A 19,853-nucleotide genomic window follows, 5' to 3' on the forward strand; every position below is an offset into this window, starting at 1 on the left:
AAGTAAAGATGTGCGCTAGTTTATAGCAAATAAACCAGCGCAGTAAAGCAATGTTAAATAATGCTTATTCGCTCAACGCGCGTGCTAATCCAACGGGTTCGATTTCAACACAGACTTGGTCGTCATTCCAATTTAGGCCAACCAGTGCATCATCTTCTTTTAGGTCTTCAACCCAGTCATCTAAAAATTCATCTAAGGTGATTTCAAGCGGACTGTAATCAGCCCATTCTTCTTTACACTGAGCTTTTGCAGAGGCTTCACTTTCCCACAATAGGAGGACATCGGTGTTTTCAAATTGGTTAGAATCACATACCACAAAACCGCCATCTTCGGCACCTAGCGCCCATAGTTTCTCACTTAGACGTACTTTTTCAACAAAACTTACTAGTTCTGATTCTATTTCGATATCACTCATATGTTTACCCTTAAATGTTAATTACGCGGATCGGTTTGCTGCACTGCTTGTTGTTGAGCAAATGAATGATAAAACTCCATTAACTCGGTGTGTGCTGTGAGATCTGTTAACTCGCGGAAGCAAATCCAATCAAGTAAGCAGTATAAACTGATGCACAGGTATTCACAGCTTTTAAATTCTGCATCCGCTAAATGGCTATTTAAATAGCTTAATGTTTCAGCAATACGTTCATTTTGTAAATTAAAAAATAATTTATCTTGCGTGGTGTCAAACCCAGAGCGTTGACATAACAACAGCTCAACAAGGGAATCATTGCAGCCATTAATCGTGCTAAGCAAGTGTTCTTGTTGCCAACTAAGGCGAGGGTGATTATACAGCTCGAGTAAAAAACGGATGATGTTATTCGAGTCAGCAAGTGTGTGCTGTTTGCAGATCAACACTGGAACTTTTCGCGCTGGGTTGTTTTTTATCATTAATTGACGATCGTGTGCAGCGAAAATATCGAGATTGATAAACTCAAGCTCGCAGTGATTTAATAGTGCCCAAATCCGAATACGGCGTACAAATGGCGAGGTTGTTGAGCCTAATAGTTGCATGTATGTACCTTTAAAATAAAAATAAAGCCGCAGAGGCGGCTTTATTCAAATTAGTTGAAAACTAACATTATTCTGAACGGCTGGTGACTTCAAGTAGGTGGTAGCCAAATTGAGTCTGTACTGGGCCTTGTACTTGATTAAGCGGTGCAGAAAAGACCACTTTATCAAATTCAGGAACCATCATACCTGGGCCAAATTCACCTAGCGCACCACCATCCTGACCTGAAGGGCAGTTAGAATGTACTTTTGCTAATTCTGCAAAGTCTTCACCTTGTTCAATTTTGCTTTTCAAATCTAAACACTGCGCTTCGCTGTCTACTAGTATGTGTCTTGCACTTGCCACTGTCATAAAATCTCCCGTTTAAAGTGGTGTTTTTTTAATCAAACCTTTAGTTATTCTAGTCTAATACTAACGTCTTGTACCAGTATTAATTTAAATATCTGAAAGAGCTTGTTCAACGGCTTTCACGATAGCGTCTGAATCTGGTTTGGCTTTGCTGTTAAAACGAGTTACCTGTTTACGATCTGCAGAGACTAGGTATTTGTAAAAGTTCCAATTGGGTGAACTGGTTTGGGCATTTAAATGCTGAAAAATAGGGTTCGCATCGCTACCGCGTACTTCGCTGGTAGCAAACATTGGGAACGTTACACCATAATTGATAAAGCACACTTTCGCGGTGTCTTTTTCATCGTCTTCTTCTTGAAAGAAATCATCTGATGGAAACCCTAAGATCACTAAGCCTTGATCTTGGTATTTTTGATACAACGCCTCTAATCCTTCAAATTGTGGGGTAAAGCCACAGTTGCTGGCGGTGTTAACGATTAATAACGGTTTGTTCTTAAACTGGCATAGATTAATGCTCTCTTTAGAGCGTAATTTACGCATACTGACATTGGTGAAGTCATCGCACTGCGCTGCGGCTTCAGCAGCCAGTGGACTGGTTTCAGCGTGAACATAGCTGCTGCTACTAAATAATGCGGTACAGAGTAATAATTTTTTAAACATAGCGATTCCTAGCTGGTGGTTGCTATAGCAGATACGTTATTATCTACTTAACTGATCAATAACCACAAAAAAATTTAATGATAACTCGATTAGCGACTAGTAACGACTTACCGGCCATCGTTGCAATTTATAATGAAACCATCGCCAGCAGAATGGTCACTGCTGACACCGAAGAAGTGACAGTAGCACAAAAACAAAGTTGGTTTGATAGTCATACTCCACTGCGCCCTATTTATGTGTATGAGCAAGATGCTAAAGTCGTCGCATGGCTGAGTTATAAATCGTTTTATGGTCGCCCAGCTTACGATGGCACCGTTGAGATCAGTATTTATATTACTAGCAGTGCGCAAGGGCAAGGGCTAGGTAAGTATTTACTCGAATTTGCACAAAAACAAGCTCAGCAATTAAATATTAAAGTGTTACTCGCATTTATATTTAGTCACAACATCCCCAGTATTAAATTGTTTGAAGCATTTGCGTATCAACAATGGGGAGAGTTGCCCAACGTGGCTATTATGGATGGTAATCATTACAGTTTAACTATATTAGGTAAGCATTTAGGATAAGTGACACTACGAAAATAATCTTTTTGATTATGTGAATGCAGAAAACTTAGACTACGCTTTTATCTGGTTAAGTGGATGAAAGTGTGGTCTAAATAGTGCGGAAAATATTGATTGTTGATAGCAGTAGTGTTTTAGCTATGCGGATAAAAGTATTGCTAGAATTAATTGGCTGTGAAGTTGAATTAATCCATTTTTCAATATTAAAAGAACGCACTGCGTTTAGTTCCTATGATTTAGTGGCTGTTGCACATGGTGTGCCAGTGGCTATTGCAAGTTTATTAGTCGCAGAGGTTAGCTCAGAACACGTTTTGCTGCTTGCGCCTAAAGTTGAAAACAGCGAACAACTTTCTTCATTTAGTGAGCTTAATCGGCTTGTACCAAATGCTATTGTAATTTATCCCTTCTTCGCAAATAAAGAAATCAGCACCTTATTGGAGAGTGTTTTAGAGCTTGGCTCTGATAGCGTTTTGCAATTACCAACGGTATTACTGGTTGATCATATTCCAGAGCGGCTTGAAAAAATAGCCAACAGTTTGTTAGGTGCTCATATCAAAACCATCACCGCGAATAGTATTAGCTCTGCGGTTAGCCAAGCGCAAGGGCATAATATTGATCTGTTATTGAGTGATTTTAGTTTGCCTGATGGCTCTGGTATCGAAGTATTTGTCACACTCAAAGCACACTATCCGCAATGCCGTTGCTTACTATTTACCTCAAAGCCGAATCAAGTGTCTATGATTGAAGCGATCCGTCAGGGAGTCGAAGATGTACTGGTTAAACCAATTAATGAAAATATGCTACTGCAATCAGTGCATAAGCTTTGGCAAACTGAGCTACTAAAACGTCATAACATTGAGTTAGTTGAGCGCTTACAAGATACAGTTGATGCACTCATCGAGAAAGATAGTTTGTTACGGGTTATTTATAAGCATACCCCAGACGCCATTATGTTATTTGAGCGAAATGGCGAAGTCATTGAAGCAAACGATGCTTGCTCTAAACTTTTCAGATTATCAGCAAAAGAGCTACAAGTTTGCTCTATTTTTACGTTGTTAGATGGAACATCCGCTGCAAAAATTAAGGAAAAAGTAGCAACTTTAAATCAAAATCGTCAATTTAGTTGTGACGTGTATCTGCCTATGGAAGGGGGCGATGGTATACCTTTAGTTGGCTCGTTTAATGAGATAGATCACCACGGTGAAATTGCCCTGGCCGTGATTTTTAAAAATGTTACTCACCTCAAGCATAAAGAAGATCTCTTGCTAGAAGCAAAAGATATGCTTGAAGAGCAAGTAAGAGCGCGTACCTCGCAATTAGAGCATGCTAAAAATGTTGCTGAAGCGGCAAACCATAGTAAGTCAGAGTTTCTTGCCAATATGTCCCATGAATTACGTACCCCCATGCATTCAATCTTAAGTTTTGCCCGTTTTGGTTTAGATAAGCTTAGCAAAGGTGAAATTGCGGTCGAAAAATTACAAAAATATTTGTCACGTATCGAATGCAGTGGCGAACGGTTACTCTCATTACTTAATAATTTACTCGACTTATCGAAATTGGACGTGGGTAAATTTCCTTTTAATCCACGCCCGCATAATCTTAATAATATTATTAAAACCAGTATTGACGATGTTTCAGGTACTGCGATGGAAAAAGAGATTAATATACGGTTTTTGCCACCAAAATCCCCGCTCATTATTGACTGTGATGAAGAACAAATAAATCAGTTATTACGTAATATACTAGGCAATGCGTTGAAATTTAGTGAACCACATAGTTGCATTGAAGTGGTTTTAACTAATCAGCAAGAGCAGGCAATTATTGAAGTAATAGATAGTGGTATAGGTATACCTGATGATGAGCTTGAACATGTGTTTACAAAGTTTGTACAAAGCAGCAAAACTAATAACGGTGCCGGTGGAACTGGTCTTGGTTTAGCATTATGTCGTGAATTTGTAGCATTACATGATGGGGAAATTTCTGCTCATAACAACAGCTTGGGAGGCACTACTATTCGTATCAATTTTCCTTTAGAAGGAAAAAGTTTTGGTTAAGAAAAAGAAATTACTTATTCGTATTGGTAAGTGCTTTTTTTACGACTAAACTACTAATGTTAATTAAGAAATGGATGACAATTATGCCTTTAAAGAAAATCTTAGTGGTTGATGACGAACCCTTTAATTTAGAAATTATAGAAGAGATATTACTTGAGCTTGATTTTGAATTAAAGATGGTAAACAGTGGTCCCGAGTGCCTGAGCGCAGTGGAAGACTTTGCACCGCAAGTTATTTTACTCGACGTGAGTATGCCACAAATGAACGGCTATGAAGTCTGTAGAAAACTCAAAGCAAATCCCAGTACGGCTCATATTATCGTCATGTTCGTATCAGCCAGAGGCACTGTTGAAGAGCGTATGGAAGGATATGCAGTCGGTGCTGAAGATTACATTGTTAAACCGTTTGGCCACGATGAATTAAAGTCAAAATTGAAGATTCTTAATCAAGTTTTGATTGAAAAAGAATCGCTAGAACAGCAAGTTGAAGATGCAACATCCACAGCATTTAATGCCATGGCAAACAGCAGTGAAATGGGGCAAATAGTTAATTATATTGAAAAGATAGGTATGATTAACAACACTAAAGCGCTTGGTGAGGCCTTAGTCCATTGTTTAAAATCGTTTGATTTGCAAAGTAATGTTGAGTTTAGGGCCAATTTAGATGCTCCCGAACACTTTACTTTAAATGGTCCGTGCTCGCCAATTGTAATTGAGTTGTTTGATATGCTTAAACACAAGGGCCGCTTACATGAATTCTCCCACAGAATCTTAGTTAACTACGAATTGATTAGTTTATTGATTTTAAATATGCCAGATCACGACCCTGACAAACATGGGCGGATCCGTGATCATGTCTGCTTTATTGTTAGTGTTACAGAGCAACAGCTACGGGCAATTATGACGCGTGCCGCTTTAGAGTTGCAACAAACAAAGCTAAATGATGCGATTACTATGATCAATGGTAAATTTCATGGCTTAATCGAGCTACTGAATGAAAATCGTAAGAGTAATGAAGCGGTATTTAAGCGTTTACAAGAAGAGCTGGAAGATAGGATCCCTTCAATGGGATTAGATGAAGATCAGGAGGTTTTTATTTATCAGAAAGTAGACCAAACCATTCAGAACTCAGTTGCTCGTGAAGAGTCTGTTAAGGGCGTAAAAGCAGCTTTTCATGAAATTGAGCAAGACTTAGCTACTTTGTTGAAAAAATAACACTGATACCACACCACAATGTTGATGATCAAGAGATGTGCATTTACGCATCTCTTGGTAAGCCTTTTTCTACGATACGTATTAAGCGCGCGGTTTTTCGTAATAACTTCTGCTGTTTTGATTGCTGCTGTTCAAGCGCCCAATCGATATGTTCTTTTACCAGCGCAGTGGAGTCATCCCGAGTAGTGGTGAGTGCATCAACAATTGTTTGATTAAACTGTGCATTACCTAAGCCCACTGCAATATTACGACGCCAACGCTGATGACCAATGCGGCGAATTGGACTGCCTTCGGTATTTTTTAAAAAGGTCGCTTCATCCCAACTAAATAATTCCAGTAAGTCTTTATCTTTTAATTGTTTGCGCGGGTGAAAGTCTGCTTCATCGGTGATCTGCCCGAAGCGGTTCCACGGGCAAACTAGTTGGCAGTCATCACAACCATAAATACGATTTCCCAGTAATGGCCGGTATTGTTCAGGGATAGGGCCTTGCAGCTCAATCGTTAAATAAGAGATACATTTACGAGCATCAACCACATATGGCGCTACAATGGCACCGGTGGGGCATAACGTGATGCAAGCAACGCATTTACCGCAACCTTCAAATTCATTCGGTTTATCAATAGGCAGTGGAATATCTACAAATAGCTCACCTAAAAAGAACCAAGAGCCAGCTCCTTTATTGATCAATAAGCTGTGTTTTCCTTGCCACCCAAGCCCCGCTTTTTCAGCTAGTTGTCGCTCAAGCACTGGAGCAGAATCAACAAAAGGCCGAAACCCTAATTGATCAACATGTTGCTCAATTTTTTGACCAAGCTGTTTAATCCGATTACGCATTAGCTTGTGGTAATCGCGGCCAAGCGCATAGCGGCTAATATACGCTTTATCGGTATTTTTAAGGGTTTTAGCAAAGCTTGCATCGGGGGGAAGGTAATTCATTTTAACCGAAATAACGCGAACAGTACCGGGCACCAACTCAGCGGGACGGGCGCGCTTCATGCCATGAGCGGCCATGTAATCCATCTCACCATGGTAGCCTAAATCAAGCCAGCGTTGCAGTTGAGCTTCATGCTTACTCAAGTCAATGTCAGTAATCCCGACTTCACTAAAGCCAAGCTCTAGGCCCCACTTTTTTATATCTAAAGCAAGTTGTTGGTAATCAGGGGATAGGCTAGTCACACGGGCACATCATGGTTAAAAAATAGCTGCGTAATTTAACACATTGGCCTATTAATATCACGCTCGGTAGGTTAAACAAAACGCTTTAACTGTTGTTGAGTTTGTTTGCTCAATTGCTGTGATTGCTGGCAATCTGCCAGCGCGATATCGATTTGTGACTTAGCTTGTGAGCCTAATTCAACAATCTGCTCAACCGATTGATGAGTTTGGTGTTGTGTTTGTTCGAGTAAATGTACAGCACTGGCAATTTGTTGTAATTGTTGTTGATTGTGTTCAAACTCAATTAATCGCTCAGTAAAGCCATGGGATGTATTGCTGATGGTGGTTTCTGCATTATGTGCATAACTTACAAGTTGTTCTGATTCTTTATTGGTTTGGTTGACCAAAGAATCCATTTGGTTGATGAAATCGCTGATCTGACGCGTTGCATCGCTCACTTTAACCGATAAAGTTCTCACTTCATCTGCCACAACCGCAAAACCGCGACCAGCTTCACCCGCACGAGCGGCTTCTATGGCTGCGTTGAGTGCCAGTAAATTCGTTTGATCTGAAAACTCTTCCACCATTTTTAGGATGCTACGAATATTGTCGCTGTTTCGTTTTAAACCCGAAATTGTTTCTGAAAAATGGCTTAACACTTGGCTAATTGATTTAACTTGGCCAACGAGTTCGGTCAGCTCTTGCGCAGCATGAGTTACAAAGTTTACATGCTCACTATTTACTTGATGAACACTATCGGTGTTGGTAACGATGCTTTGCAAACTATCGGTTATTTGATTACTTGCAGCGGTAATCGTTTGGCTAAAATCGATTTGTTGCTCGCTTAATTGCGCCGTTTGTTGCATTGATACGGTCACTTGATTGTTACTCTGTGCACTGGCTTGTGCGCTTTGATAGGTTGTCGCGAGTAATTGGCTGAGGTGAGCAGTAAAGGTATTGTATTGCTGGCTAATTTCACGAAACTCATCATAGGTAAAGTGCGGGAGCTTAGCTGCTAAGTTGGCATCTTGACTGTTAATTTGCGCCAAAGTATCGCGCATTGCCGTAACTGGGCGAACAATTAAAAAACGCATATAAAAAACAGTGAAGGCAAAGCCTGCAATTATAATTGCCGTTAGTAACCAAAATAGTTGGGTATCGGCATTTTGCGAGACCAGACTTTTATACAACCAAATTAAAGTAATAGCTTGAAAAGCAAAAACAAAGCTTAGGTTACCAATGATTTTTCGAGTTAAAGTAAAAAAGAAGCTTTGTTCAATAAAGTTATAAATACGCATATACTCACTCATTAATCGCCCGCTTGGCTGTTGCATCAGTTTTACTCAGTATCGTTCAAATTCAATTTAATTCAAGAATATAGGACGAACTGCAGTAGCAAGTGCAGCTGATTTAAAGTGAATTTAAAATCATTTTCGTATTACATGGATAGTTAGTAAAAATACCGTCTATACCATAATTAAGCATCAGTTCTATATCTTCTTGTTTATCAACGGTGTATGCATAAATATCTAAACTGCGTTGCTTAGCATCAGCGACAAATTGATGATTAATAAAGTTTTTATCAACATGAATACTAAACGCCTGTAAGCGCTGGGCAAATTCGGCATAGTTGATAGGAATAGAGGCTGTTAAGGCACCAATTTTTAGCCATGGTAACTGTTGTTTTAACCACATGAGTTGATGGTGATCAAACGAAGAGACTAAAAGATTGTCGCGTGACAGTTTTTTAGCTGCAATATTTGCTTCAATCAGCTCAACAAATTTATCCAGTGCAAAAGTGTGTTTCAACTCGAGGTTTAATAATGTTTTATTGTTAACCCAATCAATGGTTTGTTGTAAGGTCGGGACACGCTCGTTATTACCTGCATCAAAACATTGGATTTGCTCTCGGGTGAGTTTGGTTACTTTACCACGGCCACTGGTGGTGCGATCTAGCCAGCTATCGTGGATGATCATGTAATCATCTAAACAACTTTGAACATCGACTTCAATACCATCAACTTCTATATCTACAGCAGCTGTAATCGCACTTTGGGTGTTCTCAGGGTAAGTGCCACTGGCGCCGCGATGAGCAAAAACTTTTATCATAATGTGTGTTTCCGAGTAACTGACCATGTTTCATAAAATGCTGCACTGATCACCATAGCACCGCCAAGTAGAGTCAGTAGCGAAGGTTGTTCATGCAACAGCAAAAAAGCTAAAAATGTCCCATACAAAGGCTGTAAACAAGAAATAAGTCCCGCTGTTGATGCTGATAAATATTGTAAACTAGCCGCAAATAAAGAATGTGGGGTTGCTGTAAATATTACCCCAGCAATCAGTAACAGCCCGATATCGCGAGTAGATACATTAATTACTGGTACTTCTATAAAAGCACATAATACAATACTTGCCACCATAGTTTGATAAAACATGGTTTGTGGCCCGCCATATTGGCTAAAATAGCGTTTATGGATAATATTTCTAAATGCGAAAAAAAACGCTGAAATAACACCTGTGAGCACACCTAAAGTGACATCATTGCCGATATCCGCATTTGGGATCAGCAAATAAATGCCGGTTATTACTACGCACGCACTGAGCAAATCGTTTACTTTAGGTTTGTTACCATTAAAAAAGGGTTCAATGAAAACGGTGATCACCGGATAGGTAAAAAATGCAATCATACCAATAGTAATTCCCGCCATTTGCATACCAGCAAAATAGGTTACCCAGTGTATGCCTACTGTAGCGCCTAAAAATAATGCAATCAGGTAATCTTTAGTGTTATTGAGTTTAATGGCTTTGTTTTGCCATAACAGCAAAAACAGAATAGCTATACCGGCAATAGCGGCTCGATATACTGTTATATCTAGCGCATTTAAGTTAATTAGCTTGGCAAACAACGCAGTGCCACCAAACAGTAATACGGCGATGTGTAGATAAATTAAACTTTGCTGCTGAGGGTGCATGTAAACTCGAACTCCTATTTTTTACTATCTTATCACTGGCTTATTTACTATAAGGTGAAATTTTTAAAAGATGACAAATGTCAGTGAAGTTGATGACATTTTACACTCTTATTTTGTTTAGGGGCTGGCATAGTTACCGTATTCAAATGGAGGTAATTATGAATGCTTTAATTTCAATAAGTCTAGATATCAGTGAGTTTTTTGAAATATATAGCGTGCATATGAGTTGCACTGGTTACTTTATGCTCTTATGTGTTTTTGTGTTATTTAGTCAAAACATAACTATAAATAAAACGATATGCCAAGGATCTTAGTATGAGTTCACTTCACACGGTTGCTAAGCAAATAGATAAAGGGTTTTGGAAATATGGACATTTAATTTTTACAGGCTTTTATTTATTGCCGTTAATTATTGATTTTGAAAACTTTACGGCTAAACAAGTTACCATGTCTTTAGTTTTTTATTGTGCTTTTGTCCTTTTGTATATCAAAGCAATAAACTGTGACAGCACAAAGGTAACGACGCTCTTTGTGGGCCTGCTTATAATTTGTTTTAGCGCTACGTTCTTTACGTCTGGTACCCCGACCTTATTTGGTTTTGCAGCCTATGTTGCAGGTTTTAGCTACAACAAAGAACAGCGAGTTTATGCCGCTTTAGCAATAATATTAGCGGTTTTAAGTAGCGCGTATATAAGTGGATTGGCAAAGCTTGAGTATTTTTTAGCCGTCGCTTTAATTTTATGTGCCGCTTTATTTAGCTATGGCATAGCTGCAAAAAGGGAGCAAATACATAAAAGCCGTGAACAACAAAGCGCAAAGCAATTAGAGCAAATAGCAGCCATTGCTGAACGGGAACGTATTGCCCGCGATCTACATGATATTTTAGGGCATTCATTATCATCAATTGCATTAAAAGCAGAGCTGGCAAGTAAACTTAATCATGCACAACGCTACAGCCAAGCAAATAGCGAAATAGACCAAGTGGCCGAACTTGCAAGGCAGCTATTAAGTGATGTGAGAAGTGCTGTCAGTGATTTAAAACAGCTCAACCTTACTAGTCAAATTTCCCAATTAAAACAAAGGCTAATTGAACACGGTTTTGAGGCTGATTTAAACGTGAAATTAACTGCGCTACCTGCGAAAGTAGAAGGCATAGCAGGTCTTATCATTAAGGAAGCTGTTACTAACTTACTACGCCATAGCAGCACCAAGACATGTATAGTTAACATAACGCAAAATCAGCAGCAATTAATAATCAATGTGATTGATAATTCACCATGCAGCTCAATAAAACCTGGAAATGGTTTAAATGGCATTAAAGAACGCGCAGAGCAGCTAGACGGTAAGGCTACATTTACCTGTGAGAATAACTTTAGTTTAACTGTAATGCTGCCTTTAACAGCGAGGGATTTACAATGATCAAGGTGTATTTAGTAGAAGATCAGGCACTTGTACGCGACGCAATCGCAGCATTATTAAGTCTAGATTTTAATATTGAAGTAATTGGCCAAGCAAGTAACGGACAAGATGCATTAACAGCCATAAATATGCTCGATAGCAACTCACTGCCTGATATTATTTTAACTGATATCGAAATGCCTAGCATGAACGGCATCGAACTCAGTGAGCAAATTGCATCAAAATACCCTGCGATAAAAATAGTTATTATGACCACCTTTTCGCGTGCGGGTTATATTCGGCGCTCTTTAAATGCTGGTGTGAAGGGCTTTATTTTAAAAGAAGCCCCAAGTGATGAATTAATTAGTGCGCTTAAAAAAGTAATGCACGGACAAAAGGTCATTGATCCTGAGCTTGCTATTAACGCATTAGATGATGTTGCTCCACTGACAGATAAAGAACGAAAAGCATTGCAACTCGCAGGCGAAGGGTTGAAAACAGCCGATATTGCCGCCAAGTTATATTTAAGCGAAGGCACGGTACGTAATTATTTATCCGATGCGATTGCTAAACTCAATGCCTGTAACCGAGTGGATGCGGCGCGTATAGCTAAACAAAAAGGCTGGTTATAGACTTTTTCAGTTAATTTAGCTCATCTAAATACGCTTTCTTAAAAGTTTCATAGCTTTTGCCTGTCTCATTGATTGGTTATGGGTTAAAATAACGTCATAACCAACTAACAAGATAGTGAATGTCAAACCAAGATCCTAATCTCAGTCGAGAACAAGAAAAGTACGAAAACCCTGTCCCAAGTCGTGAGTTTATACTTACTCACCTAAAAGAGCGCGCCAAGCCAGCTAACTTCCATCAATTATGTGAGGAATTAGCAGTAAGCGATGATGAACGCCAAATTGCTTTCAAGCGTCGCTTACGTGCCATGGAGCGCGACGGTCAACTGTTCTTTAATAAATTCAAATGCTACGCCTTAATTGATGAAGCTGGGCTTGTTAAAGGTAAAGTAATTGGTCACCGTGATGGGTTTGGCTTTTTAGAAGTCGAAGGCGAAAGTAAAGACTGGTTTATTGCCAAGCATCAAATGAGTATGGTACTGCATGGTGACATTGTGCTTGCTAAAGGCAGCAAACGCGGCTCTGGCGGCAAGTGTGACGCACGCATTATTAAAGTATTGTCTGGCGAACGCGCGCCGATTGTTGGCCGCTATTTTGTTGAGCATGGTATTGCTGTGGTGGTGGCGGAAGATCCGCGCATTACGCAAGATATTATTATTTTACCTGGCAGTGAAAACGGCGCTCGCCATAACCAAATGGTGCAAGTACAAATCACTCAAAACCCAAATCGCAATATGAATGCGGTAGGTAAAGTGATTGATGTATTGGGTGAGCATTTAGCGCCGGGTATGGAAATTGAAGTCGCGCTGCGTAATCACGATATTCCTCATGTTTGGCCAGAAGCGGTTGAAAAGCAAGTTGCACATTTAGGTGAGTTTGTCGAAGAAGCCGATAAACAAAACCGAGTTGATTTACGTGATTTACCATTGGTTACGATTGATGGCGAAGACGCCCGCGATTTTGATGATGCCGTATATTGTGAGCCTGTTGAATCGGGTGGCTGGCGCTTATGGGTGGCGATTGCCGATGTATCGCATTACGTTGCAATGAATACGCCACTTAATGCCGAGGCAATCGAGCGTGGTAACTCAGTGTATTTCCCTGAGCAAGTTATTCCTATGCTGCCAAAAGTATTGTCCAACGGGTTATGCTCACTAAATCCAAAAGTTGACCGTTTATGTATGGTCGCGGAAATGTTGGTATCGGCTGAAGGTAAACTGTCGGGTTATCGTTTTTACGAAGCGGTGATGAATTCACATGCGCGGTTAACTTACACCAAAGTAAACGCTATTTTACAAAACGATGAAAAGCTCCGTACCGAGTACGCGGCGGTTGTGCCACATTTAACTGATTTACAGCAAATGTACATGGCATTAAAGGCTGCACGCCAAGAGCGTGGTGCGATAGAATTTGAAACCCTTGAAACACGCTTTGTATTTAACGCCCAACGTAAAATTGAGTCTATTGTGCCTGTGCTGCGTAACGATGCGCATAAGCTGATCGAAGAATGTATGATTTTGGCTAATGTATCTGCGGCCAAAATGCTTGAAAAACATGAAGCCAGCGCACTTTACCGTGTTCACGCAGAGCCTGATAGTGAAAAGCTGGGGAACTTTAGGCAGTTCCTTTCCGAGCTGGGTATTGAATCAACACTCAGTGACGAGCCAACGCCGAAAGAAATTACTCACGTATTAGCTAAACTTGGCGATCGTCCCGATGCTGAGCTTATTCAAACTATGTTACTGCGTTCGATGAAACAGGCAGTGTATCAAGCGGAGAATATTGGTCACTTTGGTTTATCGTTGGGTGAATACGCACACTTTACCTCGCCTATTCGTCGTTACCCTGATTTAGTGGTACACCGTGCCATTAAAGGCATTTTAAAAGCACAGGGCATGGTGACATCCGGTGCTTATGTATACAGCGACGAAGAAGTTGCCCAGTTAGGTGAGCAGTGTTCAAATACGGAGCGTCGTGCCGATGATGCAACTCGCGAAGTAGCCGATTGGCTTAAGTGCGAATATATGCAAGATCATGTGGGCGACGAATTTGACGGGGTGATCTCATCGGTTACCAACTTTGGTTTGTTTATTCGCTTAGCTGATTTACAAATTGATGGTCTGATCCACGTGACTAATTTAGGCGATGAATACTTCCAATACGATGGCACTAAACATTGCTTAATTGGCGAGCATTCTCGTAAGGTGTATCGTTTAGGCGATAAAGTAACGGTTCAGGTGGCATCGGTAAGCTTAGATGAGCGGCGTATTAACTTAACGATAGATGGCAATGCGGCACAAGATAGATATGCACGTCGCCGTAGTGACGCGAAAGGCCATGCCCCAGCAAGCGTTCGTTCGCAGTTAAAACGTGGTAAAATACCAGGTAAAAAAGCTGATGAAACAGTAGCTGCTGAGCATAAAGGTCGCGCTGAACAAAGCAAAGCAAAGCCAAAAAAAAGCAGTGCTAGTAGAGGTAAAAAGAAGCCAGCAGGGAAGTCAGCTGCAGCAACCACTACCACAACAGCAAAAAAACCGAAAAAAAAGGCCGTTAAAAAGCCGAAAAGATCCGGCAAAAATGCCCGTAAAAGTAAGAGTTCAGGAGCAAGTGATACGTGAGTAATGAATTAATTTTTGGCTTTCACTCTGTTGAAGCAATATTCGCAAGTGAGCCGGAGCGTTTTATTGAGATTTATGCCCTAAAAGGACGTGACGACAAACGCTTGTCTCCAATCATTGAAGAAGCGCGTAAATTTGGTATTTCTGTACAATTTATGCAACGTAAAGCCCTTGATAACAAATCAAAGGGTGAACAGCACCAAGGCATTATTGCTAACGTTATCGCAGCACCGACTTTCAATGAAAAAGATTTGGATGCAATCATTGCTCGTGAAGAAACGCCATTTTTACTGGTTTTAGACGGCATAACAGATCCACATAACTTAGGTGCCTGTTTGCGTAGTGCCGATGCCGCTGGCGTACACGCGATCATTGTGCCAAAAGATAAGTCAGCTAAATTAAATGGCACAGCACGCAAAGTGGCCTGTGGCGCCGCTGAAACAGTACCGCTTATTCAAGTAACTAACCTCGCTCGTACTTTGCGTGAAATGAAAGACGCCGGTGTATGGGTGGTTGGCACTGCGGGTGAAACCGATGTGCATGTATTTGATGCCAATCTAACTGGCCCTATGGCGATTGTTATGGGCGCCGAAGGCGAAGGTATGCGTCGCTTAACGCGCGAGCATTGCGATGTGTTAGTTAAAATCCCCATGGCCGGCACCGTTTCAAGCTTAAACGTATCTGTAGCAACAGGCATTTGTTTGTTTGAAGTGCTGCGTCAGCGAAATGCGACACAAGCTTAGTAATAATTATTGTTCAAAATAAAAGTTTAAACGCTGCTTTTTACATAGCAGCTTTTTTATTCTCCTCTATTTTCCTATTTTAAAGAATGCAACGCTAAAGCTTTATCAATTCAAATCTTTAAATAAATGTTATTATAGTGCTATGGTTAATATCATGATAATTAAAATAATATAAAATTAAGGATGAATCTATGTTCAGAGCTATATTGATATGCTTTGCTTTTATCTCTACATCAACTTACGCAAAAGAAAATCCATGGGATGCTTATGCTCACTTACCAATAGTCGAGCAACCACAGATATCGCCAAACGGAGAAATGATAGCAACGGTTTATAATGCTGATGATGGGCCAACCGTTAGCATTACAAAATTCCCAAGTATTGAACTAAATATTCTTGCTCGAATGAAAAAAAAACGAGATCGTGTTGATTTTATACGTTGGTCTGGTGACAAGTATGTAATTGTTTCAACCAGCTACCCTGAATATAGTTATGGTCAGTTTTTACGTATTTCTCGATTATATGCTTTTGATGTGACAACAGGTGAACACAAAGTATTGACCACTAAACGCTTTTCAAAAAGTCGTTTTTATAAATATCAAAGCTTTAGATTAGTATCATCACTTAAACACGAAACCGATTATGCACTAGTGTCTACTTACGATGAAAACGATAGTGCATATTCTGTTTTTCGAGTTAATTTAGGTGATTCTCAATTTGAAAAAATACAGCGTAATGAAGAAGACATTAGTAGCTGGTATGCTGATAATAAGGGAGTGGTACGCTTAGGTATTGCTGTAGAAGAAAAAGACGATAAATTTACAGCCTCAGTATGGTATCGTGCAAAAAAAGAAGATGAGTTAAAAAAAATACATACTCACACTTGGGGTGAAGATAGCACATTTAGTATCGAGGCACTAACGACTGACGGTACTAAAGCCTATGTAATGTCAGACAGAGAACTTGGCCGTGAAGCACTGTGGTTATATGACATCGCTTCAGGCGAATTTGAATCACTAGTTTATAGTCATGATAGTTATGATTTAAGTAATACTATAAGAAATAGCGAAGGAGATTTGATTGGAGTTGGTTACTACGATGACTTTTACCAAACCCATTATTTTTCAGAAGAAGATGCTCAACAAGAGCAAGCAGTCGGTAAGCTATTTAGAGATAAACAAGTAACAATTGCCAGTCGAAATCGTGACCATAATCGGTTATTAGCGTATGTGGTAAGTGATAGCAGTATTCCAGTTTATTACTACTTTGATTTAAACACTAAAAAAGGTGGGGTTTGGCTCGCTCAATATCCATATTTGGCATCAAAAGAATTCACTACTGTACAAAGCTATAATTTTAAAGCCAGTGATGGTATGAATATTTCAGGCTATTATACCCAGCCAAAAGAGGCTAAACAGCCACCATTAATTGTTATGCCTCATGGTGGGCCTAATGCAAGGGACTACAAGTATTTTAATAAAGAATTACAGTATCTAGTGAGTCTGGGCTATGGGGTGCTACAGGTTAACTTTAGAGGTTCAGCTGGTTTTGGGAGTCAATTTGAAACTGCTGGTTATTATCAGTGGGGTAAGCGTATGCAACAAGATGTGTACGATGCGATGGATTGGGCAATCGATTCTGGTTTAGCTAAAAAAGGCAATGCGTGTATTTATGGCTCAAGCTATGGTGGTTATGTGGCATTAACGGCCGCAGCTCAAGAACCTTATCGTTTTAAGTGTATAATTAGTGTATCAGGCGTATCAGATCTTGAAACTTTTGTTGAAGGTGAAAATAGGCAAGGGTCTTATTTAGGTAATATTGTTGATATGACAGATAGTAATGCTGTAAACGCGTTAGCTGATGTATCAGCCATTAATATGATTGACAAAATTAAAGCCCCAGTACTACTTATTCATGGTGATAACGATACCCGAGTTGACTATAGGCAATCGAGTGCTTTTTATAGTAAGGCTAAAAACCACGTTGACGTCAAATATGTAGAAATCAAAGATGGCACGCATTTTTTTGATGATTTAGAAAGCCAAAAAATATTGTTCTCAGAAGTAAGCACTTTTCTGCAAAAAAACTTATAACATGTAAATAATTTTTATAATAATAAAGCCGACGTGTTTAGCATCGGCTTTATTTTTTAGCTATTAAAAACTGTCTAGTTGAATAAGCAAATTTGTTTACTATCGAACTTATAAAACCTACTTGCTTAATTATCCAACTAAGCGTAAAATGCGCGCTCATTTCGGCCTAATTAATATTAATTCCTTGCCTTAAACCGACCGGCTGAAACGGTAGAAGGCTCTATTAACCGTAAGGAATATCCATGCGTCATTACGAAATCGTATTCATGGTTCACCCAGATCAGAGTGAGCAAGTTTCTGGTATGATCGAACGTTATACTGGTTCTATCACTGAAGCTGGTGGTGTTATCCACCGTCTTGAAGACTGGGGCCGCCGTCAATTGGCATACCCAATCAACAAGCTTCATAAAGCTCATTATGTTCTTATGAACGTTGAAGCACCTACTGAAGTAATCAGCGAGCTAGAAACTACTTTCCGCTACAACGATGCAGTGCTTCGTAACTTAGTTATGCGTACTAAAGACGCTGTAACTGAAGCATCTCCTCTTGTAAGAGAAGAGAAGAAAGAAGCACCAGCTGCTTAATTGTTTTGAGTCCAAGCATGGCGTTTGATCAGCGAGAATTTTAAGGTAAACCATATGGTCAGTCCTTTTATGAATCAGCTGGTTATTTCTGGGGTTGTTTGTAAAACACCTAAGTTTAGCCAAAGCCCTGCTGGTATCCCGCATTGTATTTTTGTTGTAGAACATAAATCAATGCAAGTTGAAGCAGACCTTAACCGTAATAGTTATGTCAGGCTTCAAGTGGTTGCCAGTGGTAAGCAAATGCAACAACAGACTCAACATTTGCACGTTGGGCAGGCATTGCAAGTGAGCGGTTTTTTAAATCGTCACGAAGGTCGTAACGGCCTTAGCCAATTGGTTTTGCATGCTCAGCATATAGAAAGAATTATTTGAGGAATTTATCTCATGGCACGTTATTTCAGACGTCGTAAGTTCTGCCGCTTTAAAGCGGAAGGCGTACAACAAATCGATTATAAAGATCTAGCTACTCTTAGAAACTATGTTACAGAAAGTGGCAAAATCGTACCTAGCCGTATTACAGGTACTAGCGCTAAATACCAGCGCCAGCTAGCAACTGCTATCAAGCGTGCTCGCTACTTAGCCCTTCTTCCATACACTGACTTACATAAGTAAGCAGCGGATTAACACGTTTTTAAAAGGTGTAGAAACATGCAAGTTATTCTACTAGATAAGATCGCTAACCTAGGTGGCCTAGGTGACCAGGTTGTAGTTAAATCTGGCTTCGCACGTAACTTCCTTTTCCCACAAGGTAAGGCAGTTCCTGCAACTAAAGCTAACATTGAAACTTTTGACGCACGTCGTGCTGAGCTTGAAGCGAAAATCGCTGACCAGCTTGTTGCTGCACAAGCACGCGCCGATAAGTTAGAAGCATTAGCTGAAGTTACATTAGTATCTAAAGCCGGTGACGAAGGTAAGTTATTCGGTTCTATCGGTACTCGCGACATCGCTGACGCTATCTCAGCTGTTGGTGTTGAAGTTGCTAAGTCAGAAGTTCGTTTACCTCTAGGTACTATCCGTGAGACTGGCGAATTTGACGTATCAATCGCAGTTCATTCAGAAGTAACGGCTACTATCAAAGTAATCGTGATCGCTGAAGCTTAATTTTTTAATTAAGCGAAAAAAGCCGTGCTGAAAAGTGCGGCTTTTTTGTTTATTACTCTCACCCATATCACTACATGTCATTTTCCGCATAAATATTGATTAAAGTCCCTTTTTTAGGTTTTTTATCTGGTATTGTTTGATTTAAAATAAAAACTAATTATTTATACCTATTAGAATGTAGCGACATTGTAATTAGGTTACAGATTGTTGACAATGACAGCGTTGTCACTGTATATTGTTTGTGCACTGGGCATAGTGTTAAGGATGTAAAAATTGAAACAACAGATGATGAAAAATGCGAAGCTTGCTGCTGGTTTCACATTAATCGAGCTATTAATCGTAGTCGCTATTCTAGGCATTTTATATAGCGTTGCTATGCCTCCATATATTGAGCATATGGAGCGCAGTCGCCGTGCCGATATTCAACAAGTAATGTTGCAACATGGTGCAATCTTAGAGCGGATTTATTCGCGTAATGGTGGTTATCCAAACGCTTTTGACACGGCAACAAATACAGATTTTTATACTTTTACTTATAAAGCGCTAAACCGCGTTAGCGGCGCTGCAGCGGATGCTAATTTTAAAAGTCGTGCATTTACATTAACGGCAACTCCAAAACTAGGCTCTGCCCAAGTGGGAGATCGTTGCGGTGCTTTAGTGATTAAGCATGATGGTACACAATCAGCTGACGCTAATAATTGCTGGGAATAA

21 protein-coding genes are annotated in these 19,853 nt (G+C 39.9%); 13 read left to right on the forward strand and 8 right to left on the reverse strand.

The genetic code is table 11. From position 1 onward, the window contains the following. Positions 1-64: 64 nt before the first annotated feature. The 4 genes from ACMVDV_RS16460 to ACMVDV_RS16475 form a co-directional block, all read right to left on the reverse strand. Positions 65-415 (reverse strand): DUF2750 domain-containing protein, encoded by a 351-nt coding sequence (locus ACMVDV_RS16460; protein WP_064667874.1) that lies wholly within the window; start codon positions 413-415, stop codon positions 65-67. A 17-nt stretch (positions 416-432) separates the two neighbouring features. After that, complete coding sequence (locus ACMVDV_RS16465) at positions 433-1,011, reverse strand: glutathione S-transferase family protein (protein ID WP_416158831.1); 579 nt, start codon at positions 1,009-1,011, stop codon at positions 433-435. 67 nt (positions 1,012-1,078) lie between these two features. Continuing rightward, entirely contained in the window at positions 1,079-1,360 is a 282-nt protein-coding gene (locus tag ACMVDV_RS16470) for a peptidylprolyl isomerase (protein ID WP_304179922.1), read from the reverse strand. An 84-nt stretch (positions 1,361-1,444) separates the two neighbouring features. Continuing rightward, positions 1,445-2,017 carry a glutathione peroxidase gene (locus tag ACMVDV_RS16475; protein ID WP_304179924.1) on the reverse strand — a complete coding sequence of 191 codons (573 nt, stop codon included), beginning with the start codon at positions 2,015-2,017 and terminating at the stop codon, positions 1,445-1,447. Between the two features lie 77 nt (positions 2,018-2,094). Here ACMVDV_RS16475 and ACMVDV_RS16480 point away from each other — a divergent pair, with 77 nt between their 5' ends. From ACMVDV_RS16480 to ACMVDV_RS16490, 3 genes are all read left to right on the forward strand, one after another. After that, complete coding sequence (locus tag ACMVDV_RS16480) at positions 2,095-2,583, forward strand: GNAT family N-acetyltransferase (protein ID WP_304179927.1); 489 nt, start codon at positions 2,095-2,097, stop codon at positions 2,581-2,583. Between the two features lie 92 nt (positions 2,584-2,675). After that, positions 2,676-4,634 (forward strand): ATP-binding protein, encoded by a 1,959-nt coding sequence (locus tag ACMVDV_RS16485; RefSeq protein ID WP_416159110.1) that lies wholly within the window; start codon positions 2,676-2,678, stop codon positions 4,632-4,634. A gap of 83 nt (positions 4,635-4,717) precedes the next feature. Further along, entirely contained in the window at positions 4,718-5,848 is a 1,131-nt protein-coding gene (locus tag ACMVDV_RS16490; RefSeq protein WP_416158832.1) for a response regulator, read from the forward strand. A gap of 43 nt (positions 5,849-5,891) precedes the next feature. On the opposite strand, the gene queG is transcribed toward ACMVDV_RS16490, so the two are convergent. The 4 genes from queG to ACMVDV_RS16510 form a co-directional block, all read right to left on the reverse strand. Continuing rightward, positions 5,892-7,025 carry a tRNA epoxyqueuosine(34) reductase QueG gene (gene queG, locus ACMVDV_RS16495; protein ID WP_416158833.1) on the reverse strand — a complete coding sequence of 378 codons (1,134 nt, stop codon included), beginning with the start codon at positions 7,023-7,025 and terminating at the stop codon, positions 5,892-5,894. Positions 7,026-7,096: 71 nt separating this feature from the next. Next, positions 7,097-8,314: a methyl-accepting chemotaxis protein gene (locus ACMVDV_RS16500; protein WP_416159111.1), complete on the reverse strand. Its 1,218-nt coding sequence runs from the start codon at positions 8,312-8,314 to the stop codon at positions 7,097-7,099. 100 nt (positions 8,315-8,414) lie between these two features. Continuing rightward, complete coding sequence (locus ACMVDV_RS16505; protein ID WP_416159112.1) at positions 8,415-9,110, reverse strand: glycerophosphodiester phosphodiesterase; 696 nt, start codon at positions 9,108-9,110, stop codon at positions 8,415-8,417. Then, complete coding sequence (locus tag ACMVDV_RS16510; protein WP_416158834.1) at positions 9,110-9,976, reverse strand: DMT family transporter; 867 nt, start codon at positions 9,974-9,976, stop codon at positions 9,110-9,112. The genes ACMVDV_RS16505 and ACMVDV_RS16510 overlap by 1 nt, the downstream gene beginning before the upstream one ends. A gap of 315 nt (positions 9,977-10,291) precedes the next feature. Between ACMVDV_RS16510 and ACMVDV_RS16515 the strand changes: the two genes are divergently transcribed. The 10 genes from ACMVDV_RS16515 (at position 10,292) to ACMVDV_RS16560 (ending at position 19,853) form a co-directional block, all read left to right on the forward strand. Next, a complete protein-coding gene (locus ACMVDV_RS16515) occupies positions 10,292-11,395 on the forward strand; it encodes a sensor histidine kinase (protein WP_416158835.1) in 1,104 nt (367 codons plus the stop codon). Continuing rightward, the gene (locus tag ACMVDV_RS16520; RefSeq protein WP_416158836.1) at positions 11,392-12,006 is read left to right on the forward strand and encodes a response regulator transcription factor; all 615 of its coding nucleotides are present in this window, start codon (positions 11,392-11,394) and stop codon (positions 12,004-12,006) included. The genes ACMVDV_RS16515 and ACMVDV_RS16520 overlap by 4 nt, the downstream gene beginning before the upstream one ends. A 119-nt stretch (positions 12,007-12,125) precedes the next feature. After that, positions 12,126-14,621, forward strand: coding sequence for a ribonuclease R (gene rnr, locus ACMVDV_RS16525; protein ID WP_416158837.1), 2,496 nt, complete (start codon positions 12,126-12,128; stop codon positions 14,619-14,621). Continuing rightward, positions 14,618-15,364, forward strand: coding sequence for a 23S rRNA (guanosine(2251)-2'-O)-methyltransferase RlmB (gene rlmB, locus ACMVDV_RS16530; RefSeq protein ID WP_335679588.1), 747 nt, complete (start codon positions 14,618-14,620; stop codon positions 15,362-15,364). The genes rnr and rlmB overlap by 4 nt, the downstream gene beginning before the upstream one ends. Positions 15,365-15,555: 191 nt before the next feature. Continuing rightward, a complete protein-coding gene (locus ACMVDV_RS16535; RefSeq protein WP_416158838.1) occupies positions 15,556-17,457 on the forward strand; it encodes an alpha/beta hydrolase family protein in 1,902 nt (633 codons plus the stop codon). Between the two features lie 242 nt (positions 17,458-17,699). Continuing rightward, positions 17,700-18,041, forward strand: a complete 342-nt coding sequence (rpsF, locus tag ACMVDV_RS16540) for a 30S ribosomal protein S6 (protein ID WP_145236974.1) — start codon at positions 17,700-17,702, stop codon at positions 18,039-18,041. Positions 18,042-18,095: 54 nt separating this feature from the next. Next, positions 18,096-18,413, forward strand: a complete 318-nt coding sequence (gene priB, locus ACMVDV_RS16545; RefSeq protein ID WP_145236977.1) for a primosomal replication protein N — start codon at positions 18,096-18,098, stop codon at positions 18,411-18,413. 12 nt (positions 18,414-18,425) lie between these two features. After that, complete coding sequence (gene rpsR / locus ACMVDV_RS16550) at positions 18,426-18,653, forward strand: 30S ribosomal protein S18 (protein ID WP_002962753.1); 228 nt, start codon at positions 18,426-18,428, stop codon at positions 18,651-18,653. Between the two features lie 36 nt (positions 18,654-18,689). Beyond that, entirely contained in the window at positions 18,690-19,142 is a 453-nt protein-coding gene (gene rplI, locus ACMVDV_RS16555; protein ID WP_011329089.1) for a 50S ribosomal protein L9, read from the forward strand. A 273-nt stretch (positions 19,143-19,415) separates the two neighbouring features. Next, complete coding sequence (locus ACMVDV_RS16560; protein ID WP_416158839.1) at positions 19,416-19,853, forward strand: type IV pilin protein; 438 nt, start codon at positions 19,416-19,418, stop codon at positions 19,851-19,853.

Origin of the sequence: Pseudoalteromonas sp. ASV78 (assembly GCF_047806705.1) — a bacterium.
Taxonomy (GTDB): domain Bacteria; phylum Pseudomonadota; class Gammaproteobacteria; order Enterobacterales; family Alteromonadaceae; genus Pseudoalteromonas; species Pseudoalteromonas prydzensis_A.